Raw genomic sequence first — 25,253 nt, forward strand, 5'->3', positions numbered from 1 at the left:
TCGCGGTTTCCGCGACCGAGCGTCTTGTCTACTCGGCCGCGTCGGGCAGCCGGATCGGGTTGTCGTCGAGCTTGGTGTTCTCCAGCTCGACATTGAGGCCGAGAGACCGCATTTCCTTGACGAGAACGTTGAAGCTCTCGGGAATGCCGGCCTCGAAGGTGTCGTCGCCGCGGACGATCGCCTCGTAGACCTTGGTACGGCCGGCGACGTCGTCCGACTTCACCGTCAGCATTTCCTGCAGCGTGTAGGCCGCGCCGTACGCTTCGAGCGCCCAGACCTCCATTTCGCCGAAGCGCTGGCCACCGAACTGCGCCTTGCCGCCCAGCGGCTGCTGGGTGACGAGCGAGTACGGACCAATCGAACGCGCGTGGATCTTGTCGTCCACGAGATGGTGAAGCTTGAGCATGTAGATGTAGCCCATCGTCACCTTGCGATCGAACGGCTCGCCCGTGCGTCCGTCATAGAGCTGCGACTGACCGCTGGTGTGCAGGCCCGCCTGCTCCAGCATGATGTTGATGTCGGCCTCGTGCGCGCCGTCGAACACCGGGGTCGCGATCGAAACGCCGCGACGCATCTGCTCGCTGAGGCGAACGATGCTCTCGTCGTCATACTCGCGAACCGGCTCGTTGCGGTCGTTGGCCGGCATGAAGCTCTCGAGCGTCTTGCGCAGCGGCTTGATGTCGCCCGCCGCCTTGTACGTGTCGATCAGCTCGCCGATCTTCTTGCCCATGCCCGCGCAAGCCCAGCCCAGATGCGTTTCCAGGATCTGGCCGACATTCATGCGGCTCGGCACACCCAGCGGGTTGAGCACGATATCGGCATGCGTGCCGTCCTCGAGGAAAGGCATGTCCTCGACCGGAACGATCCGCGACACGACACCCTTGTTGCCATGACGGCCGGCCATCTTGTCGCCGGGCTGCATCTTGCGCTTCACGGCCACGAAGACCTTGACCATCTTCATGACGCCCGGAGGCATTTCGTCGCCGCGCTGGACCTTCTCGACCTTATCCATGAAACGCTGTTCGAGCGCCTTCTTGGAGTCGTCGTACTGGCCACGCAGGGCTTCCAGTTCGCTCTGGAGCTTTTCGTTCTCCACGGCAAACTGCCACCACTGCGAACGTGGATACTCGTCGAGCGTATCCTTGGACAGCGTCGAGCCCTTCTTGAAGCCCTTCGGTCCAGCGATCGCTTCCTTGCCGACGAGCACGTCGGAAAGACGCGCATAGACGTTACGGTCCAGAATGGCCTGCTCGTCGTCGCGATCCTTGGCGAGGCGTTCGATTTCCTCGCGCTCGATCGCCATGGCGCGCTCGTCCTTCTCCACACCGTGGCGATTGAAGACGCGCACCTCGACGACGGTGCCGAAGGTGCCGGGAGGCATGCGCATCGAGGTGTCGCGCACATCGGATGCCTTTTCGCCGAAGATGGCGCGCAGAAGCTTCTCTTCCGGCGTCATCGGGCTTTCGCCCTTCGGCGTGATCTTGCCGACCAGGATGTCGCCCGGCTGAACTTCGGCGCCGATGTAGACGATGCCGGCTTCGTCGAGGTTCTTCAGCGCTTCTTCCGAGACGTTCGGGATATCGCGTGTGATTTCCTCCGGTCCGAGCTTGGTATCGCGCGCCATGACCTCGAACTCCTCGATATGGATCGAGGTGAAGACGTCATCGGCGACGATGCGTTCGGACAGGAGGATCGAGTCCTCGTAGTTGTAGCCATTCCACGGCATGAACGCGACCAGCACGTTGCGGCCGAGCGCCAGATCGCCGAGCTCGGTCGACGGACCGTCGGCAATGATGTCGCCCTTGTTGACCCGGTCGCCCATACGAACCAGCGGACGCTGGTTGATGCAGGTGTTCTGGTTCGAACGCTGGAACTTCATCAACCGGTAGATGTCGACGCCGGACTTGCCCGGATCGAGATCTTCGGTGGCGCGAACAACGATACGCGTCGCATCCACCTGGTCGACGATGCCGCCGCGGCGGGCGCCAATGGCGGCGCCCGAGTCACGGGCGACGATCGGCTCCATGCCGGTACCAACGAACGGCGCCTCGGCGCGCACCAGCGGCACGGCCTGACGCTGCATGTTCGAGCCCATCAGAGCGCGGTTGGCGTCGTCGTTTTCCAAGAACGGGATCAGGGCCGCGGCCACCGACACCATCTGCTTGGGCGAGACGTCCATCAGATCGACGTTTTCGCGCGGCGCCATCATCACTTCGCCGGCACTGCGGCAAATGACGAATTCGTCGACGAAACCGCCGTTCTTGTCGAGTTCGGCATTGGCCTGCGCGACATGGTGCTTGGCCTCTTCCATCGCCGAGAGGTAGACGACGTCATTGGTCAGCTTGCCGTCGACGATCTTGCGGTACGGGCTCTCGATGAAGCCGTACTTGTTGACGCGCGCGAAGGTCGCCAGCGAGTTGATCAGACCGATGTTCGGGCCTTCCGGCGTCTCGATCGGGCAGATGCGGCCGTAATGCGTCGGGTGCACGTCGCGCACCTCGAAGCCGGCACGCTCGCGGGTCAGACCGCCCGGTCCAAGCGCCGAGAGGCGGCGCTTGTGGGTGATCTCCGACAGCGGGTTGGTCTGGTCCATGAACTGCGACAGCTGCGAGGAACCGAAGAACTCGCGCACGGCGGCGGCCGCCGGCTTGGCGTTGATCAGGTCCTGCGGCATGACCGTGTCGATCTCGATCGAGGACATACGCTCCTTGATCGCGCGCTCCATGCGCAGCAGGCCGACGCGGTACTGGTTTTCCATCAGCTCGCCGACCGAACGCACGCGGCGGTTGCCGAGATTGTCGATGTCGTCGATTTCGCCCTTGCCGTCGCGCAGTTCGACCAGCGTCTTGACCACGGCCAGGATGTCGTCCTTGCGCAGCACGCGCACGGTGTCCTCGGCCTTGAGCTCGAGGCGCATGTTCATCTTGACGCGGCCAACGGCCGACAGATCGTAGCGCTCGCTGTCGAAGAACAGCGAGTTGAACATGGCTTCGGCGGTTTCGAGCGTCGGCGGCTCGCCGGGGCGCATGACACGATAGATGTCGAACAGCGCGTCCTGGCGGCTCTCGTTCTTGTCGACGTTGAGCGTGTTGCGGATATAGGCGCCGACATTGACGTGGTCGATGTCGAGAACCTTGATCTCGTCTTCGCCCGTGCCGAGCAGCACCTTGAGCGTCTTCTCGTCGATCTCGTCGCCGGCTTCGAGGAAGATCTCGCCGGTGGCGTAGTTGACGATGTCCTCGGCCAGATAGTTGCCGAGCAGGTCCTCGTCGGTAGCCTTGATCGCCTTGAGACCCTTTTCGCCAAGCGCCCTCGCCTGGCGGGCGGTGATCTTCTTGCCGGCCTCGACAACGACCTCGTCCGTATCGGCATCGACCAGGTCGCCGACGGCCTTGAGGCCTCGGAAACGCTCGACGTTGAACGGAATGCGCCAATGGTCGCCGGCGCGCTTGTAGGTGATCTTGTTGTAGAAGGTCGACAGGATCTCTTCGCCGTCCATGCCGAGCGCCATCAGCAGCGACGTCACCGGAATCTTGCGGCGGCGATCGATGCGGGCGTGCACGACGTCCTTGGAATCGAACTCGATGTCGAGCCACGAGCCGCGATAGGGAATGACGCGCGCGGCAAACAGAAGCTTGCCCGACGAGTGCGACTTGCCCTTGTCGTGATCGAAGAAGACGCCCGGCGAACGGTGCATCTGCGAGACGATGACACGCTCGGTGCCGTTGACGATGAAGGTGCCGTTCAAGGTCATGAGCGGCATGTCGCCCATGTAGACGTCCTGCTCCTTGATGTCCTTGATGGACTTGGCGCCGGTATCCTCGTCGATATCGAACACGATGAGGCGCAGCGTCACCTTGAGCGGCGCGGCATAGGTGAGGTCGCGCTGACGGCATTCGTCAACGTCGAATTTCGGTCCTTCGAACTCGTACTTCACGAACTCCAGCATCGAGGAACCGGAAAAGTCCTGAATCGGGAAGACCGACTTGAAAACGGCCTGCAGTCCCTCGTCCGGGCGCCCACCCTTGGGCTCCGCCACCATCAGGAACTGGTCATAGGATGCCTTCTGAACCTCGATCAGGTTCGGCATCTCCGCAACTTCCGGGATCTTTCCGAAGAACTTGCGTACGCGTCTGCGGCCATTGAAAGTTTGGGTCTGGGCCATCGTCGCTCCTTAGCTCTAAACTTGGGACGAGCCTCGCCGCGGCTCGCCTTGCATGCTGGGCCACCTTGGCGGCAACCCTCTGTCTGTTTTCCCGGCGCCTGTCGGCGGCCGGCTAGAACGGGAGAAAACCCGTTTCCTGAAGGCCGGTTTTCGGCCCTCAGGAAAGAGGTTCTCGTACGTCTCGCGCTACGCGTGCTCCCTCAACTGAAGGGAGTGGCGGACGACGCGAGGCCGTCCGCCGCTTTTACGCTTACTTCAGGTCGACCTTGGCGCCGGCTGCTTCCAGCTGGGCCTTGAACTTGTCAGCGTCGGCCTTGGAAACGCCTTCCTTGACCGGCTTCGGAGCCGCTTCGACCAGATCCTTGGCTTCCTTGAGGCCAAGACCGGTGATGGCGCGGACTTCCTTGATGACGTTGATCTTCTGAGCGCCTGCCTCGGTGAGGACGACGTCGAATTCCGTCTTTTCCTCGGCCGGAGCAGCAGCGGCCGCAGCGCCGCCAGCAGCGGCAACCGCCACCGGAGCAGCGGCGGAAACGCCCCACTTTTCTTCCAGAAGCTTCGACAGCTCGGCCGCCTCGAGGACGGTCAGCTTCGAAAGGTCGTCTACGATCTTTGCGAGATCAGCCATTGTTGTGTTCCTTCATAAGGTTCGAACGTGTGTTTGTGATAGCGAGGAACGGCCTCATGCCGCCTCGTCCTTCCGGGCGTAAGCGCCGATGACGCGCGCGACCGAAGCCGCTGGCGCATTGACGATCTGGGCGATCCGGGTTGCCGGCGTGGCGATCATGCCAACCAGCCTGGCGCGCAGCTCATCGAGCGACGGAAGTGTGGCGAGTGCCTTCACACCGTCGGCGTTGAGCGAGGTGGTGCCCATTGCGCCGCCGAGAATGACGAGCTTGTCATTTCCCTTGGCGAAATCGGACGCGACCTTCGGCGCCGCAATCGGATCCTCCGAATAAGCAATCAGCGTCTGTCCCTTGAACAGCTCGATGATCGATGCGGAGTCCGTGCCCTGAAGAGCGATTTTGGCGAGACGGTTCTTCGCGACTTTGACGGTGCCACCGGCGGCGCGCATTTTCGACCGAAGGTCGTTCATTTGCGCGACGGTGATACCGGCGTAGTGGGCCACGACCACTGAACCTGCGTTCGAAAACGCACCGTTCAGGCCCGTGACGAGTTCGCGTTTTTCCGCTCTGTCCACTGCCTATCTCCAGTTGACCCCAATCCTGTTAACGGGAACATCCCATTCACGAGGACAGGCGTCGGGTTGCCTTTTGTCGGCCGGGCCATCCAGTAACGGATCTCCCGAACGACGCTCGAGGATCCTGCCCCCTTTCGCCACATCGGCCGGCGAGCCGAACGATGCGCAGACAAAAGGCAAACACGGTTCGAACCTTTCATTGGAGCAATCGCTCCGTTGTCCGGTCTTCACCCGTCTCATGCAGGCCCACATGAATTAAGGCTGTTGGGCCGCCTGCAATCTCGGACAGGATGTCCGGAAGCCTTTCGACTTCCGGCACCGGGCCGCCAACGAGGTCGGAGGCCCGGAATTCTTTGCAAGATCAGGCCTTTACCAAGCCGATCTCAATTAAAACTTATCAGGATGCCGCGAGCGTCGCGACATCGAGCTTGAGGCCCGGACCCATCGTCGAGGTGACCGACACCTTCTTGACGTAGTTGCCCTTGGCGCCAGCCGGCTTTGCCTTGGTCACGGCGTCGGCGAAGGCGCGGATGTTCTCTTCCAGCGCCTTGACATCGAACGAGACCTTGCCGACGCCGGCATGGACAATGCCGGCCTTCTCGACGCGGAACTCGACGGCGCCGCCCTTGGATGCCTTGACGGCAGCGGCAACGTCGGTGGTGACGGTACCAACCTTCGGGTTCGGCATCATGCCGCGCGGGCCGAGCACTTTGCCCAGACGACCGACCAGCGGCATCATGTCCGGCGTGGCGATGCAGCGATCGAAATCGATCGTGCCCTTCTGGACGATGTCGACCAGATCCTCGGCACCGACGATGTCGGCGCCGGCGGCGCGCGCTTCGTCGGCCTTGTCGCCACGAGCGAACACGGCGACGCGCACCGAGCGGCCGGTGCCGTTCGGCAGGTTGACCACGCCGCGGACCATCTGGTCGGCGTGGCGCGGGTCGACGCCGAGGTTCATGGCGACTTCGATGGTCTCATCGAACTTGACCGAGGAACGGTCCTTGAGCAGCTTCAGCGCATCACCCAGGGCATAAGCCTTGTTGGGATCGATGCCTTCGCGGGTCTTCGATACACGCTTTGCAATCTTTGCCATGATCTTAGCCCACCACTTCCAGACCCATCGAGCGGGCGGAGCCCTCGACCATGCGCATGGCCGCCTCGACGTCGTTTGCGTTCAGATCCTTCATCTTGGCGGTGGCGATCTCGCGGACCTTGTCACGCGAAACCGTACCGGCCTTGACTTTGCCCGGCTCCTTGGAACCCGACGTCAGGTTAGCCGCCTTCTTCAGGAAGTAGCTCACCGGCGCCGTCTTCATGACGAAGGTGAAGGACTTGTCCTGGTAGTAGGTGATGACGACCGGAACCGGCGATCCCTTTTCCATTTCCTGGGTCTGCGCGTTGAACGCCTTGCAGAACTCCATGATGTTGATGCCACGCTGACCAAGCGCCGGGCCGATCGGGGGAGACGGCGTGGCCGATCCCGCTTTCACCTGGAGCTTGAGCTGGCCTGCAATTTTCTTAGCCATCTCTTTTCCTGCCTTCGTCTATGCCGGCCCCACTATCTGGGAAACCCGGCGGTTGCAGTCTGGTGGTGCGGTTCGCGCAGCCGGCTAAAGCCGCATTCGCCTCCCACCGTTCTCAGGCCGCGCGCTTCCGCGCCGCCTCCCCTGACCGCCAAACCGGCGTCAGGGATTTCGGATCAGCCCTTTTCGACCTGTCCGAATTCCAGATCGACAGGCACGGCGCGCCCGAAGATCGAAACTTCCACCTTGAGCCGCGCCCGCTCCTCGTCCACTTCCTGGACGAAACCGTTGAACGACGCGAACGGGCCATCCGAAACGCGGATCGCTTCGCCGATCTCGAACGTGACCGAGGGCTTGGGGCGCTCGACGCCTTCCTGCACCTGGTTCAGGATGCGCTGCGCTTCCGCCTCCGTGATCGGCACCGGCTTGGAGTCGCCCAGAAAGCCGGTGACCTTCGGCGTGTTCTTGACCAGCGAGAACACAGCGTCGGTCAGATTGGCCTTCAGGAGCACATAGCCCGGGAAGAACTTGCGCTCGGCATCGACCTTGCGGCCGCGACGAACTTCGACGACTTTCTCGGTCGGCACCACGATCTGATGGATGTCGGCGGACAGGCCCTTCTGCTTGGCCTTGTTCTCGATATCCTCGGCGACCTTCTTTTCAAAGTTCGAATAGGCGTGGACGATGTACCAGCGCGCGGTCATTTCAAGACTTCTCCGTAATCGCCGGACTTAGCGTCCGATGCCCAGAATCTGTTCGACCGCGAGGCCCATGAGCTGATCGGCGGTGAAGAAAAAGATCATCGCGATCACAGCGAAAGCCAGGACCATGACCGTCGAGATCATCGTTTCGCGCCGCGACGGCCAAGTCACCTTGGCGGTCTCCGCGCGAACCTGCTGGAGAAAGACGAAAGGATTTGTGGTTTTCGAAGCCATATGCCGCTCTGTCTTCAAGACCCGTTGACCGGGTCTCCTGGATGATCCCGCTGACCGGGACGTGCCGCCTGAGCCCAATCTCGCGCCGAATCAGCGCAATCATTTCGCCCATGCAAATCAGACGCGTAAAGCCGGCTTCCCAGCTCCACGCGTCGCGTGTCTGTTTCGTCTACATAAAACCGATTCTTGATCCACGCAAGTGGCAAGTCTCCGCTTTATGACCAAACACCGCCTCGGAACCATCCAGTCGTTCCGTCCCGGCTATGGCGCCCTTATGCCCCAATCGAGCTAATATGGCAAGCGGGTCGCCGATTTTCAAAGGCCAGACCGCAGAAATATCGTTTTGATGGAGAAGCCCAAACGCACGGTGTGCGTTATGGGGCGCCCTGAGGACGGCAATCACTTGGGGCTCATTCCCTCTGTGCTGGCTCCGTGGGCCAACAGAACGTGACCGTCCCAATCTGCCTCCGGGATCCCACCGGCTCGGGAAACCAGATGTGCGCCATCAAGAGCGGCGGCCAGCGCGCTCCGCGGTGCGTTCATGTCAGGCTGCGTTAGTGCCAGGGTGACAAGCGAGAGGGGATGATCGAGACGCTCCTCGACGACAGACCCGATCCAGAGCGGCGCGGTCTGTCCGTTGGTAACCTCGACGTCGGCGGCCCACAGCCGGAGAACGAGACGAGAATCCGAGGATACAACGCCACCGGACTGTCGAACAAGGGTAAGGCTGGGAAAGCGACCGCCGGCGAGAACGGGAACAACCGGAAGATTGGCCGGACTGGCCGATCCGGTGAACCAGGTCAGCGTGCTCAATGGTGCCCAAGCTGCCGATGTGTGCCAACCCTTCCGTAGCAATACGTCTTGCAAGCTTTGCAAGCTACCGGCCCACTGGAACGTCAGCGGCTCTTGCATCTCGCCGGTAAGGTCGATGCGTCGCGCCGGCAGTTGCTGCCAATCCGACGCCCACCATCCGGCGGCCGTCATGGATTGCGTCGTGCTTTTGACGGCGTATCGCTGAATATCCGCCACGTGGCTGCGGTAGATATGGAAGCCGCCGGCGAAGACAAGCGCTGCACATCCGACGGCGAGCAGTTCACTTGGTTCGATGCGCTCAGCTTGGCGACGCAGATAGGACAGTCCGAGTAGCGCGAGCCACGCGGCCCCGAATGCCAAGCCTCCAAGCACGTCGGACAGCCAGTGCGCACCGAGGTAGAGGCGTGAGAACGCGATCATGAATATCAGAACCGCGGCGCCGAGAGCGACCGAGACGCGCAATGCGGGGCGAAGTTCACGCGCGATAAGGAAGGCGAGGAACCCGTAGAGCACCGTATTGACGGTGCTGTGGCCGCTTGGAAAGGAAAAGGCACTCCAGCCGGAATAGTGCAACTCACCGGGCCGAGTTCGATGCAGCGCCACTTTGATGGCTGTGTTGAGGGCCGATCCGCCGGCGATTGCAGCGATCCAATAGGCGGCTGTGCGCCAGGCGCGCTTCCACGCAAGCCACAGAAAGATGATGATTGTGACCGCCACCACGACGACGGTGTCGCCGAGTTCGGTGATGGCGATCATCACCGCATCGCCGGGCAAGCTACGAAGATCCTGGAGGGCGCGATAGATCGCGCCGTCGGCGAGCACCAACGGGTCGCCGCTGACGACATCTTCAAGGACGCCGAAGAATAGCCACGCTGCTCCGATCAGCAGAACCATCGGCAATGCGAGAGCCCGCGCCTCGTGCTGTAGAGGATCTAGCAAACTGGTGAGATTGCGGCCGAGCCAGGTGTCGCTGGCGCCGGCCCAGGCCCGCAGCCGTTCCACACCAACGATCAGGAGGGGTATGCCGCGGCGCAACGTCCAGCGCACGGCATGCAGAACCACCCAACCTACCACGACCAGAACGATCAGCAGGATCGCCAGCGGCTTTGCGGCCGCACCGAAAATGCCGAAGGCGGCACCGACGAGCACACCCGGCAGGATATGCGACGGAGCCCAGGCGAGCGCCGACGCAACATTGACGGCATAGAACCGCCTGACCGACATTCCCAGCATGCCGGCGAGGAGCGGAATGAAGGCGCGGACGCCCGGCGTGAAGCGTGCGAGAAAAACACTCTTGTCGCCGTGACGCGTGAAAAAGGCCTCGCTGCGCTGAATCAGTTCGGGGTTCCGGTTTAGTGGCCAGAGGCCAAGGATCTCGCGATGGTATCGGTGCCCGAGCCAGAATGAAAAACCATCACCAGCGATGGCGCCTGAAGTGGCTGCGATCAGCAACGGCCAGAGCAACAAGACGCCGCTTGGCACCAAGGTGCTAAGCGCGAGGATCACAGCGGTGCCGGGGATGACGACACCGATGATCGGGATCGACTCCGAAAGCGCCAGCAGAAACACCGCCAGATAGGCCACATGCGGGTGCGCCGTCAGGAATTCGACCACAGATGAGACCAGGGACGTCAGCATCCCGAGGCTTTCCTATAGAATGCCGGTGATGAGGCGGTCGATGCGGGTGTCTTGCCAATAGACTGCGCGAACGGCGAAGGCAGCGATAACCCCGGTCAGCGCCCCGCCCAGAACGTCGCTGGCGTAATGGGTTCCGATATAGACGCGCGAGAAAGTGACTAGAGCAGCGGCGGCGAGGAAACCAAACCCGACGCGCCGCGAGCCGTGCAGGAGGAACGCCGCCGCGATGGCGAAGGTTGCGGTTGCATGATCGGAGGGAAATGAGAAGTCGGCGCTGCGGGGGATGAGAAGATGGGTTACGCCGCCATCGTACGGCCGCATCCGGTGGATGAAGAGGAGGATAAGCTGATTGAGGGCGAGGCCGAGAAGGAAAGAGAGCCCTGCCGCGACAAGGACGTGACGGACCTGCGGTCTATCGATGCGTCGCCACCACTGGACGGCGACGGCCAGCACCAGAAGTGGGACACCGATAGTTGAAACCCAGATCATCAGAAAATCGACGGCCGCGCTTCGTTCAGCCAACCCGTTGATTGCATGTGTTACCGCGGCGTCGAGTTCATACATAGGCGACTCCTAGGTTCGACCTCCAGTGTCGACGCATGTGCGGTACTCTGGGGCAATTGACGGGTAAGGGTTGGCAGGTGGGCGCCGCGGGTGTCAGGCATCCGTCCGCCCTCTCAGCCGGCTGCGGATGGCAAACAATCCAACAACGGTCAGCATGGTGAAGGCGGCACCAGCCAGGAATGTGCCCTGAGGCCCCGCTTGATCCCAAAGCGCGCCAGCGATCACGCTGGCAATAAGCAGCGCCAAACCGGTGACCAGATTGAACATGCCAAAGGCGGTTCCGCGCAGTTCCGCTGGCGCGGTCTCGGCGATCAAGGTTGCCAGCAACCCTTGCGTGAAACCCATATGGAGACCCCAGAACGCGACGCCGATCCCGACCCAGACGAAGTCCGTCGCGAAGGCGAGTACGAGGTCAGCCAGCAGAAGAAGCACAAGGCCAATGGCCAGGAGAGTCAGGCGGTTGACGCGATCGGACAGCACGCCGATAGGATAGGCCGACAGGGAATAGGCGAGGCTCATGATCACCAGGACCACCGGGATCAGGGCCAGCGGCAGGCCGATCGATTGCGCCCGCAAGATGAGAAAGGCTTCGCTGAAGCGAGCGAGGGTGAACACGGCGGCGACCGCCACGACCCACCAATAGGTCGCTCCAAGACGGCGCAGTTCATCGCGATGCAGCGGCATACGGACACGCCGCAGTTCCTTTGGCCGCTCCGGTTCCTTGACGGCGACGAGGATCAGGCCGACGGACAGGAATGCCGGAATGACGGCAATCCAGAACACCGCCTGAAAATGATCGGCTGTCAGCCACATCAGGCCGATGGCGAGGAGCGGGCCGATGAAAGCGCCGACGGTGTCAAGCGACTGGCGCAGGCCAAAACTTGCGCCGCGCAGATGCGGCGGGGCGATGTCGGCGACAAGCGCATCGCGTGGCGCGCCGCGAATACCCTTGCCAACACGATCTATGAAGCGCGCCGCGATGAGCCATTCGATCGAAGACGCCAACGGAAAGATCGGCTTGGTGAAGGCAGCGAGGCCATAGCCGAGCGCGGCGAGGAATTTGCGCTTGCCGAGCCAGTCGCTGAGCGCGCCGGAAAAGACCTTGGTGATCGAGGCCGTCGCCTCGGCGATGCCTTCGATGATCCCGACGGCGAGTACCGAGGTTCCGAGAATTGTCACCATGTAGACGGGCAACAGCGCGTGGATCATCTCCGACGAGATATCCATCAGCATCGACACGAAGCCGAGCGCCCAAATGGAGGTCGGAATGCTTCGCCGGATTCCAGGCCGATCAATGATCTCGATCGTCACCGCATCTGATCCGCCATCGTGACCTGCCATCTCATCGGTTCTCGTCATGGGCGTCGAAGACCCGTTGAGCGTAGCTGTCGAGCAGAGCCTCGCAGGCGCGCAGCCGCAGGGCGGCCTCGTCAGCAAGGGGCGCGCCGTAGAAATCGAGTTTTTTGATCTTCTCCAGCCAGCCCTGGAGCTTCTTGAGGTCGGTGTCCTCCTCTTCGAGCTCGGCATAGGTAAATTTGTTGATCGCGATCTCCTTGGCGATCTCCTTCTCGAAATCGGCGCATCGTCCGAGAAACTCGCGGTACTGGTCGTCACGATCCGCCCTGAAGCGAGAAACCACCTTGTCCTCCTGGACACGATCGAGGGCGATGGTCTCCAGGATGACGGATTCGCCGCCCATCTCGGAAATATCGTTCTCCAGCATCTTCAGTCGGCGGACATGATCCTCGGTCTTCGGCAGCAGGCAGACGCCGTTCTGCAGGTAGACCGCGCCCATGCCCTTCAGTCGGCGCCATAATGCGACGCGCTTGCCGGCCGGCTCGGGCGGCACTTTGTAAGTCAGCAGAAGCCACGATAGAGAAACCATCGCTTCCATGATATGAAACGACCGTATCAAGTCAACAGGTCGAGGCGATGCTTGGCCGGAAGCGTGCGACCGCGCCGACAGTGATCCTGGACCCAACGGCGTTCCGCTCGCCGTCGGTCAACACCTCATATTCGGCGATGAACTGGTCGGCGGCGTATCTCAAAGGCAAGAACTGGCGGGGCAGCACCAAGGAGGGCAGTCTGGCGCGAGCCAAGGACAGGGCCGAGACGGCGCGGCGAGTTGTCCACGGAAAACACGTTCAAAGACGTCGAACACTGCCAAATTGGGCTGTCGTTGCGCCGATAGACGTGAACTTTGCCTTCCAGAATCGCGTAACCTTCGGCCACTGCCACACACTCCCTGAGCACGTGGAAGGTTCTGCAAGAGATGTGTAAGGCTACTTTCGGCGTCCTCGCCAAGCAAGGCGATTTCTATGTGCCTGATTTCCCTAGGGAAATGGCACGGGCAGCAGGGCTCGAACCTACGACCTGCGGTTTTGGAGACCGCCGCTCTACCAACTGAGCTATGCCCGTATCGTGCGCACATCGGCGCAGCAGGCGCTTCCTAAAAGCTTCCGCACGCTCTGTAAAGAGCGTTTGCAAGCAAACGTGCCTTAGCCCCTGCGCCAGAAATCGGGATAGCTTACAACCAGCCCGTCGCGGTCGATCGCGAGCTCCCGCTTGAAGTCGCTGGCACGCGATTCATAGCGGCGGCGCCTGCCCTCTTCGTGCGCCTCCCGGTGCGATGGTCGGAGCTATTTGGCGTCCGGCACCCGATAGGGGCCGCCCGGCACGCCCCAGCCCCAGGTCGGCATCGGTTCTGTCTCGGGATCGCAGGTCTCGCCGAGATTGGAATTCATCTTGGCCAGCCGCGATCCCCATTCGACATAGCCCATGAAGGCCGAGCGGAATTCCGGATCATCAGGCAAGCCGACCGTGTCGGCGGCATCGGCAAGGAGATTGATCCAGCGCCGGCGCTGCTCCTCGGTCAGATGCTTGCCCAGATGGTGCATGACCATCTCGCGGTGTCCGCCAAATTGCTCGCTGTAGGTTTTCGGTCCGCCGAAAACCTCGCCGATGAAGGCCGCGACATGGGCCGGATGATCCAGCGACATGGTCTTGAACACCGGCCCGACGATCGGGTCCTGCGCCACCTTGTCATAGAAAGTCTGGGTCAGCCGGTTCAAGGCCTCGCTGCCGCCGGCCCATTCGTAGAGTGTCGGGATATTTTGGCTCATTCTCGATCCTCCACCTGCCCGGCGCCGCCAACAGCGACGATAACGGAAAAATCGAGAGCGACTCAACCTGCCTCGATGGCCAGTTTGCGGCTTCGCCGCCCTCTACAATTTGGCTGGCGCGTCAGCCTCGGCATTGGCGGAAGGCCGGATCCGGCAATTCCCGGGTTTCGGCACCGCTTCGCAGATGGTGGCGCCGGTCAGCGCGTCGACGGATTGCGGGCCTGTCGTCAGTCCGACCTTGAGCATCATATCGGGCTCAAGCCGGCGCTCGACCGAGCGCTGCTCGATGGCTGCGAACAGAGCGGGACCGATTGCCATCTCCTCCAGGTAAGCTTTGACCATCTGCTTTTGCCCCATCGGGTACAGGCTAAGCCGTGCCTGGGGACCGACAAGCCGTCTGACGCCACCGGCAAGCATGAGCGCGCAGGCCGAATCGCACTCCACGCCCGCATCGATGCTCAGTCCGGCATAGGCGCCGTCTTCGGCCAGGCAATTCCACGCTCCCGGGTCACAGCCGACGAAATCGGTGCGGCCAACGGCGACGTCGAGCCTGTTTTCATGGACAAGCCGTCCCGCCGCCAGGGCGCTGAACAGGTCGCCTCCTCTTGAGCTGATCACGACAGGCAGTTGCCGGTCGCCAAGCGTGGCCAGCAACTGCCGCAGCTTCTGCGGGGTCTGAGGCGTAATCGCCCCTTCCGCCGAAATCCATTCCGGGCAGTCTGGATTGCAGAGCGGGTTGCTGCCGCGAACCACGACAAAGCGCATGCCTTCATCGCGCGGCATGAGTTCGGGCAGCGGGTTGGGCTGGACCGCGGCCGTCAGGTCATCGGCCGGCTTGTTCTCCGGCATTTCCCGGCAATTCGCGGCCAAGCGGCCCGGCTCGCACAGGCTCGCGGCGGTCAACAGGTCCACGGTGTCCGTGCTGGTGACCAATTTCATCGTCAGCATGTCGTCGAGCGCGATCTGGTGGATTTCGCTGGCCGGGGTGCCCTTCATCGTTTCGAGCACACCCTGTTCGATGCCCATCTCGTCGAGATAGGCCGCCAGCCTTTTCTCCACCGCCTTGCTCATCTCGTAGGTCTTGTAGCTACCGGCGTTCTTGCGGCTGACGATCTTTGTATTGAGAACCTTCTTCTTGCCCCCCACGACGCGGTAGGTGGTCCGGTATTGCAATTTCGTGCGGATGTAGGTCGTGGTGATCTGATGGACGCCGAGATAGGCCCATTCGCCCGCGACACGCCTGACACCGCCGGCAAACATCAGCGGACAGGCGGAATTGCACATGGCGCCATAGGCAAGGACACCACCGAAGTAGCGGGCGCCGTTCTTGTCACGGCCCGGGCAATCTTTCGCGCTGGGCTGGCAACCGGAGAACACCGTCTTGCCGATGGCGATATCGAGCTTGTTCTTGCGGATCAGCCGGCCAAGCGCCAGCGCCGCCTCGACACTGCCGCCGGGAGAATCCACGACAACAGGCAGTTTCCGCCCACCAAGCGCCTTCAGCATGCGTTTGAAGAGTGCCGGCGTGCCGGCTTCTATCGAGCCTTCAGCCGATATCCATTCCGGGCAGATCGGCTCGCACCCCGGTGCGTTGCTGCGGACAATGCCAAACCGCATTGTCGGGCCGAGATCCGGAGCCGTATCCGCCGCAAAGGCACGTCCCGTGACAAGCAACGCCAGCAGGCAGGTCAGCGCCAGCGACCACAATGCCCGACAATGGTGAAGGCGCCCTGGAACCATTTGGAAAAAGCCCCTTGATGCAACCTATACTAGACGAGGTCGAAAGGCTTGCAACAAGGTTTCGGGCGGCAAGACGCGCCCGACCGCCGGGCGAAAAGCAAAAAGGGCGGCCCCAAGGACCGCCCTTTCCGTTTCGAACCTGATCCGGCGAATGCCGGTGTCGGTTATTCCTTGATGGTGACGACGATGCCGGCACCGACGGTGCGGCCGCCTTCACGGATAGCGAAGCGCAGCTTCTCTTCCATGGCGATCGGCACGATCAGCTCGACATCGACCGTGATGTTGTCGCCCGGCATCACCATCTCGGTGCCTTCCGGCAGCGACACAATGCCGGTCACGTCGGTCGTGCGGAAGTAGAACTGCGGACGGTAGTTGGTGAAGAACGGCGTGTGACGGCCACCTTCGTCCTTGGTCAGGATGTAGGCTTCAGCCACGAACTTCTTGTGCGGCTTCACCGTGCCGGGCTTGGCCAGAACCTGGCCGCGCTCGACACCTTCACGATCAACGCCGCGCAGCAGCGCGCCGATGTTGTCGCCAGCCTGGCCCTGGTCGAGCAGCTTGCGGAACATTTCCACGCCCGTGCAGGTCGTCTTGGTCGTCGGACGGATGCCGATGATTTCCAGCTCCTCGCCGACCTTGACCACGCCGCGCTCGACGCGACCGGTGACGACCGTGCCACGGCCCGAGATCGAGAACACGTCCTCGATCGGCATCAGGAACGGCTTGTCGAGCGGACGAACCGGCGTCGGGATGTAGGCATCGACCGCAGCCATCAGCTCGCGGATCGCGTCCTCACCGATCTTCTTGTCCGAATCTTCCAAAGCAGCCAGGGCCGAACCCTTGACGATCGGAATGTCGTCGCCGGGGAATTCGTTCTTGGTCAGAAGCTCACGCACCTCGAGCTCGACCAGTTCGAGCAGCTCGGCGTCGTCGACCTGGTCGACCTTGTTCAAAAACACCACGATCGACGGCACGCCGACCTGACGGGCCAGCAGGATGTGCTCGCGGGTCTGCGGCATCGGGCCGTCGGCGGCCGACACGACCAGGATCGCGCCATCCATCTGCGCGGCACCGGTGATCATGTTCTTCACATAGTCGGCGTGGCCGGGGCAGTCGACGTGAGCGTAGTGACGGTTGGCCGTCTCGTATTCGACATGCGCCGTCGAGATCGTGATGCCGCGCGCCTTCTCTTCAGGGGCAGCGTCGATCTGGTCGTAGCGCTTGTATTCGCCAAAATACTTGGTGATCGCCGCCGTCAGCGACGTCTTGCCATGGTCGACGTGGCCAATCGTGCCGATGTTCACGTGAGGCTTGTTACGCTCGAATTTACCTTTTGCCATAGTCTCTTTCCTTGGACGGCCGGGACCTTCAGTTCAGTCGAATGCGGGGCGATTAGCGACAAAGGCCAAAAAACACAAGCGTCTTTTGGCTGGGTGCCGTCTCACTCAGTCCGAACCATCGATCCGATTGCAGGGATGTAGCGCTGATATAGGAAGGCTGGAGACGAAATGAAATGGGTGACAGACCGATGGATCGAAGCCGCGATAGCGCTGGCTTGCCCGCCCGCCCTGTCTGATTCAAGGCCAGGCCATGGCCCATTGCGGTCGGAACCGGGGTCTGATCTCCTGACCAAATGCATTTCATCCCTGCCTCCATCCGCGGCCCACTGTTCATGATCGTCTCGACGGGGTCGTATCTCGTCAACGACACGATGATGAAGCTCGCGACGGCAGGCCTGCCGTCCTATGAAGTGCTGTTTCTGCGCGGCGTGGCGGCAGCGCTCTGGGGCTTCCCGCTGTTGTTCGCGCTGGGCTATGGCAAGCAGATCCCGCTGATCTTCGACGGCCAAGTGCTGCGCAGGAACCTGCTCGAGATGGCCGCGATCCTTTGCTATGTCGTCGCACTCGCCAACATGCAGATCGCCGATTCCACCGCGCTCGGACAGATCACACCCCTCTTGATGCTGGTCGGCTCCTCGATCCTGTTTGGCGAGCGGATTGGCGGCCAGCGCATGGCGCTGATCGGGCTCGGCTTCATCGGCGCCCTGATGGTGGCGCAGCCGACCATGCAAGGCATTTCGGTCTATGCGCTGCTGGCGCTCGGCAACGCAGCACTTGCGGCGGCGCGCGACCTTGCCGGCAGGCGGGTCGCGGCCGAGGTGCCGGGGATGATCGTGGCGATTTCCGCCGTCGTGGTGGTGCTGATCGGGGCCGGTGCCGCGCATCTGGTTTCCGAGCGCTGGGTGATGCCCGGGACACACCACCTGCTGCTTTTGGCAGGCGCCGGATTTTTCCTGATCTTCGGCCACTTCTTCATCTTCATGGCCTATCGCGTCGGACCGACCAGCGCCGTGGCGCCGTTCTACTATTGCTTCACCGTCTGGGCGGTCATTTCGGGCCTGCTGGTATTCGGGCAATTCCCCAACGCGCTGGCGGTCTGCGGCATCCTGCTGGTCGTCGGCAGCGGGCTGACCATCGTGTCGCTGGATCAGCGTCAGCGCCGGCTGGCCGTGGTCGCGTAGCCCGGCACCCTGACAGGCGCTCACGAGCCGTTGCCGAGCCGAAAAAGATCGTCTAATCGGCGAAGAGCCGTTCGATCGACGGCGATTTGATCAATCAGCCAAGGGAGTTCCCCATGACCGATTTTGACCGGAACAAGAGCTCCGAAACCGAGCACAAGGCCGCCATCCGCAAGTCGCTTGTCGGCTGGGCGGTGTTCATCGCGGGAACGCTGATCTTTTTCGCCGCCGCCGACGCGGTGTTGATGCCATAGGCGAGCCGCTGCACATACCGGCCCTAAGCCGGTCTTGCCTCAGCAGAAATTCGAACCTCAGACGACCTGGCAGGCGCCTAAAGCGCCCGCTTCGCGCTGAACTGATGGTAGGCCCACAGGACGACCACCGCGCCAACCACGGCGACGATCAGGCTGTAGATGTTGAGGCCGGTAACGCCCGACGCGCCGAAGGCGCTGAAGATCAGGCCGCCGACAATGGCGCCGACGATGCCGAGCACGATATCCATGATCATGCCCTGGCCGGTCTTGTTGACGATCTTGCTGCCGATGAAGCCGGCGACCACGCCGAGAATGATCCAGCTGATGATACCCATTTTTTCCTCTCCATCCCCCCCGCCAGCTGAACATTTTCATATGATTGTCAAAACCTCAAGCCAGCTTGAAATTCCGCCCGAATGGTCCATTGTCGAGGACGGGACGGGCTTGGTCGCTATGGAGGATCCACTATGGGACTTTTTGACAACGCCGTTCCCGGCGGCAACATCACCAAACCACTGATGATCGCGCTCGGCGCGCTGCTGGTCGGAAAGATGCTAAGCGGCAGAAGTGCCGAACAGCCCGAGCAGTCTGCCGCTCCCGCTCCGGCCGCCCCTGCCCCAACGGAAACGACTTCCGCCGACGGTGGCCTGCTCGGCGGACTGGGCGGCCTCCTCGACAAGCTCAGGGATGCCGGCCACGGCAACGCCGCGGATTCCTGGGTCGGCACCGGGCAGAACCAGTCGATCAACGCCAATGATCTCGGCACCGCGATCGGCCCCCAGGTCATTCGCGAGATCGCGCAACGGACCGGGCTGGACGAGCAGGAGCTGCTCAAGCAATTGTCCGCTGCCTTGCCCGGCATCGTCGACAAGCTGACCCCGAACGGCCAGGTGCCGCAGCAGCACCAGGTCGCATCCGCGTTCAACAGCTAGCGCGATACAGGCGCACGATTCTGGAGCGCTGCGCGCCTCGCCCGCGCGCAGTGTTTCGTTTGCCGGTGCTGGGGATGAAAGTCTGGAGCGGGTAGCGGGAATCGAACCCGCATATTCAGCTTGGAAGGCTGCTGCTCTACCACTGAGCTATACCCGCGCGCGAGCCTTAGCTATTCGACGACGTCTCGAAGGTCAAGGAGGCTCCCGCGATCTGACCGGGATAGCTTCGTCAGTCGGTCGCGCGTTTGCAACAGTGTGGCCCTGCTGGAGGCGTTACCTTCTGTTGCGAGCACCGGAGCCCCACAGGGCGCGCCCGAGCAGGTTCCGCCTGCTCCTCCTGCGCTGGACGAGATCGATATCGCTGACAAGCTTGGCCCCGCCCTTGCGCCGCTCCAGGGTGATCTTGCGGCTATGAAAGGCCTCCAGTTCGGCGCGGTGCGCCACGCTGATGATGGTGACGTCAGGCAATTCGCGGATCACCGTCTCCATCATCTTGTCCTGGCTCTTCTCGTCCAACGCCGAGGTCGCTTCATCCAGCACGACGATATCGGGGCGATGCAGCAGCAGGCGCGCGAAGGCAAGGCGTTGCTTTTCGCCGCCCGACAGCGTCTGGTCCCATGGCGCTTCTTCCTTGATCCTGTCGGCAAGATAGGCAAGGCCCACTTTGTCGAGGGCAGCCTTGATCTGCTTGATCGTCCACTTGTTCGCCGCCGCAGGATAGGCAACCGCGCGGCGCAGCGTACCCGAAGGGATGTAGGGGCGTTGCGGCAGCATGAACAGACGCCTGCCGGCGTGGAAATTGACGCCGCCGCCGCCCCACGGCCACAGGCCCGCGACGGCCCGCACCAGCGTCGACTTGCCCGAGCCGGATTCGCCGGCCACCAACACCCGCTCACCCGGTTCGATCGCAACCTCGGTCTCTTTGACCACGGCGGTGCCGTCGTCGAGCGTCACGGAGAGATTGTCGAGGCTGAGCATCGCCCCGTCATCGGTTTTGCCGTGCTGGATGCGTCCGAGCGCGTCGCTCTGTTCCGCGCGCTCGAGCCCGTCGAGCGACATCATCAACGAAGCGATGCGTCGGGCACAGGCGTTCCAGTCGGCGAGACGGGGATAGTTGTCGACCAGCCATCCGAAAGCGCCCTGCACGATGCCGAAGGCAGAAGCTGCCTGCATCACCTCGCCAAGCGTCATCGAGCCTTCGAGGAATTTTGGCGCACACAGCAGGATCGGCACGACCGGCGCAAACAGGCTCGATCCCTGCGACACCGCCGCCGTGCGCATGTGCTGGCCAGTCAGCAGCGCCCATTGCCTCAGCACATGGCCGAAATTCCTGTCGATGCCGCTGCGTTCCTCCTCTTCGCCGCCCAGCAAGGCGATGCTCTCGCCGTTTTCGCGAACGCGCGTCAGCGTGTAGCGCAGTTCGGCCTCCGCCTGGTTCTTCCGCTCGGAGAGCTGGACGAAATTACGGCCGATGACCACCATCGAGGTCGAGGTGATGGCGGCATAGATGATCGCGGTGATGACCAGGAAGCCAGGAATGGTGATGCTCTCGCCGCCGATCGGCAGGGTGAGCGCGCCGCCGATGGTCCATAGCACGACGATGAAGGTCGAGGCCGACAGAAACGCGTTGAGGACACCGGCGATGAAATCGACCGGCGACTCGGTGGCGATGCGCAGATCCTCGGTCATGCGGGCCTCGGGGTTCTTGTGGTCGCCGCCGACGAGGTTCAACTGATAGTAGCGGCCGCCTGCCAGCCAGCGTGCGATGACGGCGGTGGTCAGCCAGGAACGCCAGCGGCGCTGGATCGTCATACGCAGGTAGACCTGCGCGACGACAAGGCTGCCGCTGCAGATCACCAGCGGCACGAATACGGCGCTGAGGAAATAGACGCTGCGGGCGTTGCGCTGCTCGAGTGCATCGAACATCGAGCGGTTCCAGACATTGATCCCATACTGGAAGCCGATATTGATGCAGATCAGCAGCAGCACCCCGATCGTGAGCGGCCAGGCGAACCGATCGCCGCCGCGGCTCCAGTAACCGCGCGCGCTGATCCAGAAACGCCGCAGCAAGTATCGCTTGCGCGCCTGCTCGACCTCTTCGGGCGTCAGTTCCGGATCAGGTTCGATGGCATCCGGCGGCGGCGCGGCCTGGCCGTCGACCTCGGGCGCGGCTTGATCGTCGGCCCCGGCCGCGGCTTCGACAGTCGATGCCTTTTTCCGGCGCGACTTTGCAGCACCGCGTGGTTTGGCCCCGTCGACCCTTTTCGGCTTGAATTCAGCCCCGGACATAAGGCCGATAACGGCTTAAAAATCAAAAGGTTTCATGATGTCCGCCCGAGACCCAGCAGCATCTACCACTCGTCACGTCAGTTGCCTGAGATTTGCGACAGACGTCCCCTCCCTGAGATAGGCGATGCGCAGCAAGGGCGTATCGCGGAACGAGACAGGACTTATTTCTGCGGCACGGCAGTTGGCTGGTCGCCGCCGGTCGTCGACTTGGTGTCCTGGTCAACCTGTGGGTTTTTGGTGACCGTCTCGGCATTGGCTTTCGTCGGCTCTATGTTGTTGTCACATGCGCCGAGCGCAAGAACGGCAGCCAGCACCAGAAACGGCAGGGGCCTCTTCACGGAAACCTCCTCTGGTTGATATTCGACAAACGAGGCTGAAGGATTTGGGTTGCCAGGCAGAGACAAGCGGGCCTGCCTTCAATCCTTCCAGCTTTTTGCGCCAACAGCCTGATCAGACGCGACTGGACCACGTTCGGTCTCCGAACCTTCCGCCTCTATCTCCTGGACGGCCTGATCCCAATGCTCCTGTTCGCGCCCCGTTGGCCGGCCCTCGCGCTCCCAGATTTCATAGGCTCGCCGTTTGATGCGCTCTTCCCTGCTATCCATCACTCGATCCTCCGATCCATCAGTCTCAATTCCGGGCGATATTTTTTGTTCCTGGGAAAGAGCCGCTGCAGGGCCGCGATCCGGGCATCGCGTCTGCAGGCCGGTGAACCGAACCGCTTGGTTATTGCCGTACCGACGTTTTTTCGTGACACGTCGAAGCCAGCGGATTTATGAATCCGGCTATCGACCAGCGCCCGGCACAGCCAACACCGCCTGGCGCGCAATGCCGGATTGCCCGTGGTGTCACGGGCCGCTTCGGGAGCGAGGTGACGCCCATGCGGGAATTGCCGAAAGATATTGACGCCGATGTCGTGATCGAAATCGGCAAGCTGCTGGACGACAGCCCACTTTTCGTCCCGGTGCGGGTTCATGAGCTTGCAGCCAGGGTAAGGCAGAAAGTGAAGACCGGTTTGCCAAACCTTTCGATCGAAGAACTGATCGTGGAGATGGCCTCCGTGCGTCAACTGGCCATGGCTTTTGACCTGCCTGGGTCGGAGAATGTCGTGCAAATCCCGATACGCAGCCCGCGCCGCTAGAATTACGGTCTCAATTTTCAGCTGCGACCTTGGCCACACCGATATCCTGAACATGGCGCAGGGAACTTAACGCGCGCACGAGAATTGGATTGCACAATAATCGGCTTCTAATTCAGGCCCTTGCAATGCCCCTAAATCCAGACTGGCAAGATATCGTGGTGCGATTGGTTTTGACCGTAGTCGCCGGGGCGGCGATAGGATTGGACCGCGAAACGCGCGGTCATTCGGCGGGCTTCAGGACGACCATCCTGGTCGGACTGGCCGCCGCCCTCACGATGGTACAGGCCAACATTTTGTTGGGAGTTGGCGGCAAAAGCCCCGATTCCTTTGGCTCCATGGACGTGTTGCGCTTTCCGCTCGGCGTGCTGACAGGGGTCGGCTTCATCGGCGGCGGCGCCATTCTTCGCCGCGGCAACCTTGTCAGCGGGGTGACCACGGCTGCCACATTGTGGGTGATGACGGCGATCGGCTTGGCCTTCGGCGGCGGCCAGTATGGTTTGGGGGTGGCCGGGACGTTGCTGACCTTGTTGACGCTTCTCGTTCTGAAGTGGATCGACCTGCACATTCCTCGCGACCATCATGCTGAACTGGATGTCGCCTGGAAGGATGGGAGAGCGGGCGATCTCGACGAAATCGTCAAGCCGCTCGGTTACCGGGCGCGATTGGTTGGCCTCGAGCGCCGACCGGATCGCGACAGCCCGGTATTCTCGTTTGAAATTGGCTGGAGGCGGCCGGACCGTAGCGGCCCGCCCACGGATTTGCTGTCGCTGGTGGACCGACACTGCGAGATCGCGAAATTCCATCTGGTACGCGAGCCCATGCATTGATGATGGCGTCACATGCTCCATCCGGAGGTCAGGACAAGCGATGCCTCAAACACCTGCGCACCGTACGATCTGAAGCATCCTTTCTCGCATCTATCGACATCGAGGAAGCGCGACGTGAAGTTCGGCAACCCGCGCTTTAGTCGCTGCTCGACGAGTGACGGCATCGAGGGAACCTGGCTATCTCTGGCGGATTATCCGGGCTCTGGCGGATTATCCGGGAGACCCATCGGGTGCCAGTATGCCATCGACCGTGATCCGAAACACACACTACGATCCCACGACCAGAATCCTTTCGGTCTGGTTTGTGCCGAGCGGCAAACGCTATGACTATGAGGATGTCGCCCCGGCAACATATGCCGCTTTCGCGAAGGCTTCCTCAAAAGGCCGCTTCTTCAACGAATTCATCCGTGATCGCCACCGGTATCGCCGCGTGGCGTGACGACCTCGGGCGGAACACCCCTTTGCTAGGCCTGCATGAACTTCCAGATCGTCGGCAGAGGGAACCTGCCAGGCACCGCGTCGTTGAAGTTTCGTCGAAGCGAACAAAGCAATGACCATCCATCCAGGCATGCTCGCTCGGATGGTTGCATCGGCAAAGATCGATCGGAACAGTCTTCAAGGGAGTTCAAAAAGCCATGACGGCCAAGAAGCAGAAGACCGAGAGCAAGGACAAGAAGGCGCTGCGCTTGGCAGAGACGACCGATATCTCGCCCGAGCAGGCCAAGGAATTGATGCGAAAGCATGGCAAGGACAGCCCCAAGGTCGAGAAGGAAGCCAGGAACTTCAAGGCCGAAGGATAGGACGCGTTGAAGGCTCGCTAACTCAATGCCGCACAGCGTTTGCCATGGTCACCTTCAACAGGCCTTCCCAACCCGGGCTTTGGCTGGCCGCGAGACATCATCATCGCAAGTCGTTGCTATCGGAAGCAATGGGCCGCACGACGGGTTCCACACGGTGGTCGAAGCTCACGGCAATTTTTTTGCCCGTCATGGCGTGGAGCATAAGGCCGACCAATTCCTCGTCGTCGCACGGACATTCAGGAAATCTCTTGCGGATTTCATCCACCGCGATCGCCGTTGAGATAATGTCGTTCGCGCCGTAGCCGGAAAGGACCGCATAGACCGCGCTATAGGTCTCGAGATCAACGACATCGCTTTTCACCACCTTTGACATACCGCCCTCCCCGACCCGTTCGGCCGACGGCAGGGCCGCTTCGGCAGGGTCGCGGCGTGCCGGCATCTCGCGATTGGCGCTGCGTCGGTCCGGACTTATTCTATCTATGACGATCGGTTGTGCTGTCGATATCTCGCGCGACCTTAGTACGGTTGCGAACACTGATTCAGGCAAAGGGATGGCGGCTAGGCAATCTTGCCGATGAGGCGCTCATATTCCCTTTCCGGCTCGCTGTAGGTGCCGTCAGCCAGAACAGGCCGGCGCGATCGCGAATGACAATTTCGCCGCGGTTTGCCTTGATCAGGCCCCTGCCCTCAAGCTCCTGGATTGCAACGGTAACGCCTGGCCGACGCACCCCCAGCATGACGGACATGAACTCATGCGTGATCGTCAAGCTGTCGTACAAGGAATGCCG

At 61.9% G+C, this 25,253-nt stretch carries 26 protein-coding genes, 2 tRNA genes and 2 pseudogenes; 7 read left to right on the top strand and 23 right to left on the bottom strand.

Translation table 11 applies throughout. The annotated features are described in order from the left end of the window. Positions 1-28: 28 nt before the first annotated feature. The 16 genes and pseudogenes from rpoB to tuf form a co-directional block, all read right to left on the bottom strand. Positions 29-4,165, bottom strand: a complete 4,137-nt coding sequence (gene rpoB, locus ACSQ3L_RS20575; protein ID WP_436161591.1) for a DNA-directed RNA polymerase subunit beta — start codon at positions 4,163-4,165, stop codon at positions 29-31. 250 nt (positions 4,166-4,415) lie between these two features. After that, complete coding sequence (rplL, locus tag ACSQ3L_RS20580) at positions 4,416-4,793, bottom strand: 50S ribosomal protein L7/L12 (protein ID WP_008875658.1); 378 nt, start codon at positions 4,791-4,793, stop codon at positions 4,416-4,418. A gap of 54 nt (positions 4,794-4,847) precedes the next feature. Continuing rightward, positions 4,848-5,366 carry a 50S ribosomal protein L10 gene (gene rplJ / locus ACSQ3L_RS20585; RefSeq protein WP_013531412.1) on the bottom strand — a complete coding sequence of 173 codons (519 nt, stop codon included), beginning with the start codon at positions 5,364-5,366 and terminating at the stop codon, positions 4,848-4,850. A gap of 397 nt (positions 5,367-5,763) precedes the next feature. After that, positions 5,764-6,462: a 50S ribosomal protein L1 gene (rplA, locus tag ACSQ3L_RS20590; RefSeq protein WP_292190462.1), complete on the bottom strand. Its 699-nt coding sequence runs from the start codon at positions 6,460-6,462 to the stop codon at positions 5,764-5,766. Between the two features lie 4 nt (positions 6,463-6,466). Further along, positions 6,467-6,895, bottom strand: coding sequence for a 50S ribosomal protein L11 (gene rplK, locus ACSQ3L_RS20595; protein WP_013531410.1), 429 nt, complete (start codon positions 6,893-6,895; stop codon positions 6,467-6,469). A gap of 173 nt (positions 6,896-7,068) precedes the next feature. Next, positions 7,069-7,596 (bottom strand): transcription termination/antitermination protein NusG, encoded by a 528-nt coding sequence (gene nusG, locus ACSQ3L_RS20600; protein ID WP_013531409.1) that lies wholly within the window; start codon positions 7,594-7,596, stop codon positions 7,069-7,071. Between the two features lie 27 nt (positions 7,597-7,623). Further along, complete coding sequence (secE, locus tag ACSQ3L_RS20605; protein WP_013531408.1) at positions 7,624-7,827, bottom strand: preprotein translocase subunit SecE; 204 nt, start codon at positions 7,825-7,827, stop codon at positions 7,624-7,626. A gap of 399 nt (positions 7,828-8,226) precedes the next feature. After that, on the bottom strand, positions 8,227-10,278 hold the full coding sequence (locus tag ACSQ3L_RS20610) for a phosphatase PAP2 family protein (protein ID WP_436161592.1): 2,052 nt from the start codon (positions 10,276-10,278) through the stop codon (positions 8,227-8,229). Positions 10,279-10,290: 12 nt separating this feature from the next. Then, positions 10,291-10,842, bottom strand: coding sequence for a phosphatase PAP2 family protein (locus ACSQ3L_RS20615; protein ID WP_436161593.1), 552 nt, complete (start codon positions 10,840-10,842; stop codon positions 10,291-10,293). Between the two features lie 93 nt (positions 10,843-10,935). Next, positions 10,936-12,183, bottom strand: coding sequence for an MFS transporter (locus tag ACSQ3L_RS20620; RefSeq protein WP_436163491.1), 1,248 nt, complete (start codon positions 12,181-12,183; stop codon positions 10,936-10,938). Between the two features lies 1 nt (position 12,184). Continuing rightward, positions 12,185-12,727 (bottom strand): Chromate resistance protein ChrB, encoded by a 543-nt coding sequence (locus tag ACSQ3L_RS20625; RefSeq protein ID WP_436161594.1) that lies wholly within the window; start codon positions 12,725-12,727, stop codon positions 12,185-12,187. A 457-nt stretch (positions 12,728-13,184) separates the two neighbouring features. Beyond that, a tRNA-Trp gene (locus tag ACSQ3L_RS20630) sits at positions 13,185-13,260 on the bottom strand. 80 nt (positions 13,261-13,340) lie between these two features. Beyond that, positions 13,341-13,451: pseudogene (locus ACSQ3L_RS20635) on the bottom strand (putative glycolipid-binding domain-containing protein); the annotation flags it as partial. Positions 13,452-13,481: 30 nt separating this feature from the next. After that, the gene (locus ACSQ3L_RS20640; protein WP_436161595.1) at positions 13,482-13,964 is read right to left on the bottom strand and encodes a group II truncated hemoglobin; all 483 of its coding nucleotides are present in this window, start codon (positions 13,962-13,964) and stop codon (positions 13,482-13,484) included. A gap of 102 nt (positions 13,965-14,066) precedes the next feature. Then, positions 14,067-15,704 carry a hypothetical protein gene (locus tag ACSQ3L_RS20645; protein WP_436161596.1) on the bottom strand — a complete coding sequence of 546 codons (1,638 nt, stop codon included), beginning with the start codon at positions 15,702-15,704 and terminating at the stop codon, positions 14,067-14,069. A gap of 164 nt (positions 15,705-15,868) precedes the next feature. Further along, on the bottom strand, positions 15,869-17,044 hold the full coding sequence (tuf, locus tag ACSQ3L_RS20650) for an elongation factor Tu (protein WP_013531404.1): 1,176 nt from the start codon (positions 17,042-17,044) through the stop codon (positions 15,869-15,871). A gap of 293 nt (positions 17,045-17,337) precedes the next feature. Between tuf and ACSQ3L_RS20655 the strand changes: the two genes are divergently transcribed. Both ACSQ3L_RS20655 and ACSQ3L_RS20660 read left to right on the top strand, forming a co-directional pair. Continuing rightward, the gene (locus ACSQ3L_RS20655; protein WP_436161597.1) at positions 17,338-18,225 is read left to right on the top strand and encodes a DMT family transporter; all 888 of its coding nucleotides are present in this window, start codon (positions 17,338-17,340) and stop codon (positions 18,223-18,225) included. A gap of 113 nt (positions 18,226-18,338) precedes the next feature. Then, a complete protein-coding gene (locus tag ACSQ3L_RS20660; RefSeq protein ID WP_436161598.1) occupies positions 18,339-18,476 on the top strand; it encodes a hypothetical protein in 138 nt (45 codons plus the stop codon). 77 nt (positions 18,477-18,553) lie between these two features. Here ACSQ3L_RS20660 and ACSQ3L_RS20665 read toward each other — a convergent pair whose 3' ends face one another. Further along, positions 18,554-18,811 (bottom strand): GlsB/YeaQ/YmgE family stress response membrane protein, encoded by a 258-nt coding sequence (locus ACSQ3L_RS20665; RefSeq protein WP_292186457.1) that lies wholly within the window; start codon positions 18,809-18,811, stop codon positions 18,554-18,556. Positions 18,812-18,943: 132 nt separating this feature from the next. On the opposite strand from ACSQ3L_RS20665, the gene ACSQ3L_RS20670 reads away from it, so the two are divergent. Continuing rightward, the gene (locus tag ACSQ3L_RS20670; protein ID WP_436161599.1) at positions 18,944-19,408 is read left to right on the top strand and encodes a YidB family protein; all 465 of its coding nucleotides are present in this window, start codon (positions 18,944-18,946) and stop codon (positions 19,406-19,408) included. A gap of 83 nt (positions 19,409-19,491) precedes the next feature. Here ACSQ3L_RS20670 and ACSQ3L_RS20675 read toward each other — a convergent pair. The 4 genes from ACSQ3L_RS20675 to ACSQ3L_RS20690 all read right to left on the bottom strand — a co-directional run bounded on the left by ACSQ3L_RS20675 (position 19,492) and on the right by ACSQ3L_RS20690 (position 22,302). After that, a tRNA-Gly gene (locus tag ACSQ3L_RS20675) sits at positions 19,492-19,565 on the bottom strand. A gap of 116 nt (positions 19,566-19,681) precedes the next feature. Further along, positions 19,682-21,697 (bottom strand): ABC transporter ATP-binding protein/permease, encoded by a 2,016-nt coding sequence (locus ACSQ3L_RS20680; protein WP_436161600.1) that lies wholly within the window; start codon positions 21,695-21,697, stop codon positions 19,682-19,684. A gap of 161 nt (positions 21,698-21,858) precedes the next feature. Continuing rightward, on the bottom strand, positions 21,859-22,035 hold the full coding sequence (locus ACSQ3L_RS20685) for a hypothetical protein (RefSeq protein WP_436161601.1): 177 nt from the start codon (positions 22,033-22,035) through the stop codon (positions 21,859-21,861). Positions 22,036-22,113: 78 nt separating this feature from the next. Continuing rightward, positions 22,114-22,302: a DUF2934 domain-containing protein gene (locus ACSQ3L_RS20690; RefSeq protein WP_436161602.1), complete on the bottom strand. Its 189-nt coding sequence runs from the start codon at positions 22,300-22,302 to the stop codon at positions 22,114-22,116. A gap of 170 nt (positions 22,303-22,472) precedes the next feature. Between ACSQ3L_RS20690 and ACSQ3L_RS20695 the strand changes: the two genes are divergently transcribed. From ACSQ3L_RS20695 to ACSQ3L_RS20710, 4 genes are all read left to right on the top strand, one after another. Further along, complete coding sequence (locus tag ACSQ3L_RS20695; protein WP_436161603.1) at positions 22,473-22,838, top strand: hypothetical protein; 366 nt, start codon at positions 22,473-22,475, stop codon at positions 22,836-22,838. Between the two features lie 125 nt (positions 22,839-22,963). Beyond that, positions 22,964-23,665: an MgtC/SapB family protein gene (locus ACSQ3L_RS20700; RefSeq protein ID WP_436163492.1), complete on the top strand. Its 702-nt coding sequence runs from the start codon at positions 22,964-22,966 to the stop codon at positions 23,663-23,665. 238 nt (positions 23,666-23,903) lie between these two features. Beyond that, positions 23,904-24,104, top strand: coding sequence for a KTSC domain-containing protein (locus ACSQ3L_RS20705; RefSeq protein WP_436161604.1), 201 nt, complete (start codon positions 23,904-23,906; stop codon positions 24,102-24,104). 196 nt (positions 24,105-24,300) lie between these two features. After that, positions 24,301-24,465 (top strand): hypothetical protein, encoded by a 165-nt coding sequence (locus tag ACSQ3L_RS20710; RefSeq protein WP_436161605.1) that lies wholly within the window; start codon positions 24,301-24,303, stop codon positions 24,463-24,465. A gap of 100 nt (positions 24,466-24,565) precedes the next feature. Here ACSQ3L_RS20710 and ACSQ3L_RS20715 read toward each other — a convergent pair whose 3' ends face one another. Continuing rightward, positions 24,566-24,904 carry a hypothetical protein gene (locus ACSQ3L_RS20715; RefSeq protein ID WP_436161606.1) on the bottom strand — a complete coding sequence of 113 codons (339 nt, stop codon included), beginning with the start codon at positions 24,902-24,904 and terminating at the stop codon, positions 24,566-24,568. A gap of 119 nt (positions 24,905-25,023) precedes the next feature. Then, a pseudogene (locus ACSQ3L_RS20720) lies at positions 25,024-25,238 on the bottom strand (helix-turn-helix domain-containing protein); the annotation flags it as partial. Between the last annotated feature and the right edge of the window lie 15 nt (positions 25,239-25,253).

Origin of the sequence: Mesorhizobium sp. LjRoot246 (assembly GCF_964254115.1) — a bacterium.
Lineage (GTDB): Bacteria > Pseudomonadota > Alphaproteobacteria > Rhizobiales > Rhizobiaceae > Mesorhizobium.

Bases quoted from the DNA above. Each gene is read 5' to 3' on its own strand.
- rpoB (WP_436161591.1), bottom strand. From the start codon at position 4,165: ATGGCCCAGACCCAAACTTTCAATGGCCGCAGACGCGTACGCAAGTTC.
- rplL (WP_008875658.1), bottom strand. From the start codon at position 4,793: ATGGCTGATCTCGCAAAGATCGTAGACGACCTTTCGAAGCTGACCGTC.
- rplA (WP_292190462.1), bottom strand. From the start codon at position 6,462: ATGGCAAAGATTGCAAAGCGTGTATCGAAGACCCGCGAAGGCATCGAT.
- rplK (WP_013531410.1), bottom strand. From the start codon at position 6,895: ATGGCTAAGAAAATTGCAGGCCAGCTCAAGCTCCAGGTGAAAGCGGGA.
- nusG (WP_013531409.1), bottom strand. From the start codon at position 7,596: ATGACCGCGCGCTGGTACATCGTCCACGCCTATTCGAACTTTGAAAAG.
- secE (WP_013531408.1), bottom strand. From the start codon at position 7,827: ATGGCTTCGAAAACCACAAATCCTTTCGTCTTTCTCCAGCAGGTTCGC.
- ACSQ3L_RS20610 (WP_436161592.1), bottom strand. From the start codon at position 10,278: ATGCTGACGTCCCTGGTCTCATCTGTGGTCGAATTCCTGACGGCGCAC.
- ACSQ3L_RS20615 (WP_436161593.1), bottom strand. From the start codon at position 10,842: ATGTATGAACTCGACGCCGCGGTAACACATGCAATCAACGGGTTGGCT.
- ACSQ3L_RS20620 (WP_436163491.1), bottom strand. From the start codon at position 12,183: ATGGCAGGTCACGATGGCGGATCAGATGCGGTGACGATCGAGATCATT.
- ACSQ3L_RS20625 (WP_436161594.1), bottom strand. From the start codon at position 12,727: ATGGTTTCTCTATCGTGGCTTCTGCTGACTTACAAAGTGCCGCCCGAG.
- ACSQ3L_RS20640 (WP_436161595.1), bottom strand. From the start codon at position 13,964: ATGAGCCAAAATATCCCGACACTCTACGAATGGGCCGGCGGCAGCGAG.
- ACSQ3L_RS20645 (WP_436161596.1), bottom strand. From the start codon at position 15,704: ATGGTTCCAGGGCGCCTTCACCATTGTCGGGCATTGTGGTCGCTGGCG.
- tuf (WP_013531404.1), bottom strand. From the start codon at position 17,044: ATGGCAAAAGGTAAATTCGAGCGTAACAAGCCTCACGTGAACATCGGC.
- ACSQ3L_RS20655 (WP_436161597.1), top strand. From the start codon at position 17,338: ATGCATTTCATCCCTGCCTCCATCCGCGGCCCACTGTTCATGATCGTC.
- ACSQ3L_RS20660 (WP_436161598.1), top strand. From the start codon at position 18,339: ATGACCGATTTTGACCGGAACAAGAGCTCCGAAACCGAGCACAAGGCC.
- ACSQ3L_RS20665 (WP_292186457.1), bottom strand. From the start codon at position 18,811: ATGGGTATCATCAGCTGGATCATTCTCGGCGTGGTCGCCGGCTTCATC.
- ACSQ3L_RS20670 (WP_436161599.1), top strand. From the start codon at position 18,944: ATGGGACTTTTTGACAACGCCGTTCCCGGCGGCAACATCACCAAACCA.
- ACSQ3L_RS20680 (WP_436161600.1), bottom strand. From the start codon at position 21,697: ATGTCCGGGGCTGAATTCAAGCCGAAAAGGGTCGACGGGGCCAAACCA.
- ACSQ3L_RS20690 (WP_436161602.1), bottom strand. From the start codon at position 22,302: ATGGATAGCAGGGAAGAGCGCATCAAACGGCGAGCCTATGAAATCTGG.
- ACSQ3L_RS20695 (WP_436161603.1), top strand. From the start codon at position 22,473: ATGAATCCGGCTATCGACCAGCGCCCGGCACAGCCAACACCGCCTGGC.
- ACSQ3L_RS20700 (WP_436163492.1), top strand. From the start codon at position 22,964: ATGCCCCTAAATCCAGACTGGCAAGATATCGTGGTGCGATTGGTTTTG.
- ACSQ3L_RS20705 (WP_436161604.1), top strand. From the start codon at position 23,904: ATGCCATCGACCGTGATCCGAAACACACACTACGATCCCACGACCAGA.
- ACSQ3L_RS20710 (WP_436161605.1), top strand. From the start codon at position 24,301: ATGACGGCCAAGAAGCAGAAGACCGAGAGCAAGGACAAGAAGGCGCTG.
- ACSQ3L_RS20715 (WP_436161606.1), bottom strand. From the start codon at position 24,904: ATGCCGGCACGCCGCGACCCTGCCGAAGCGGCCCTGCCGTCGGCCGAA.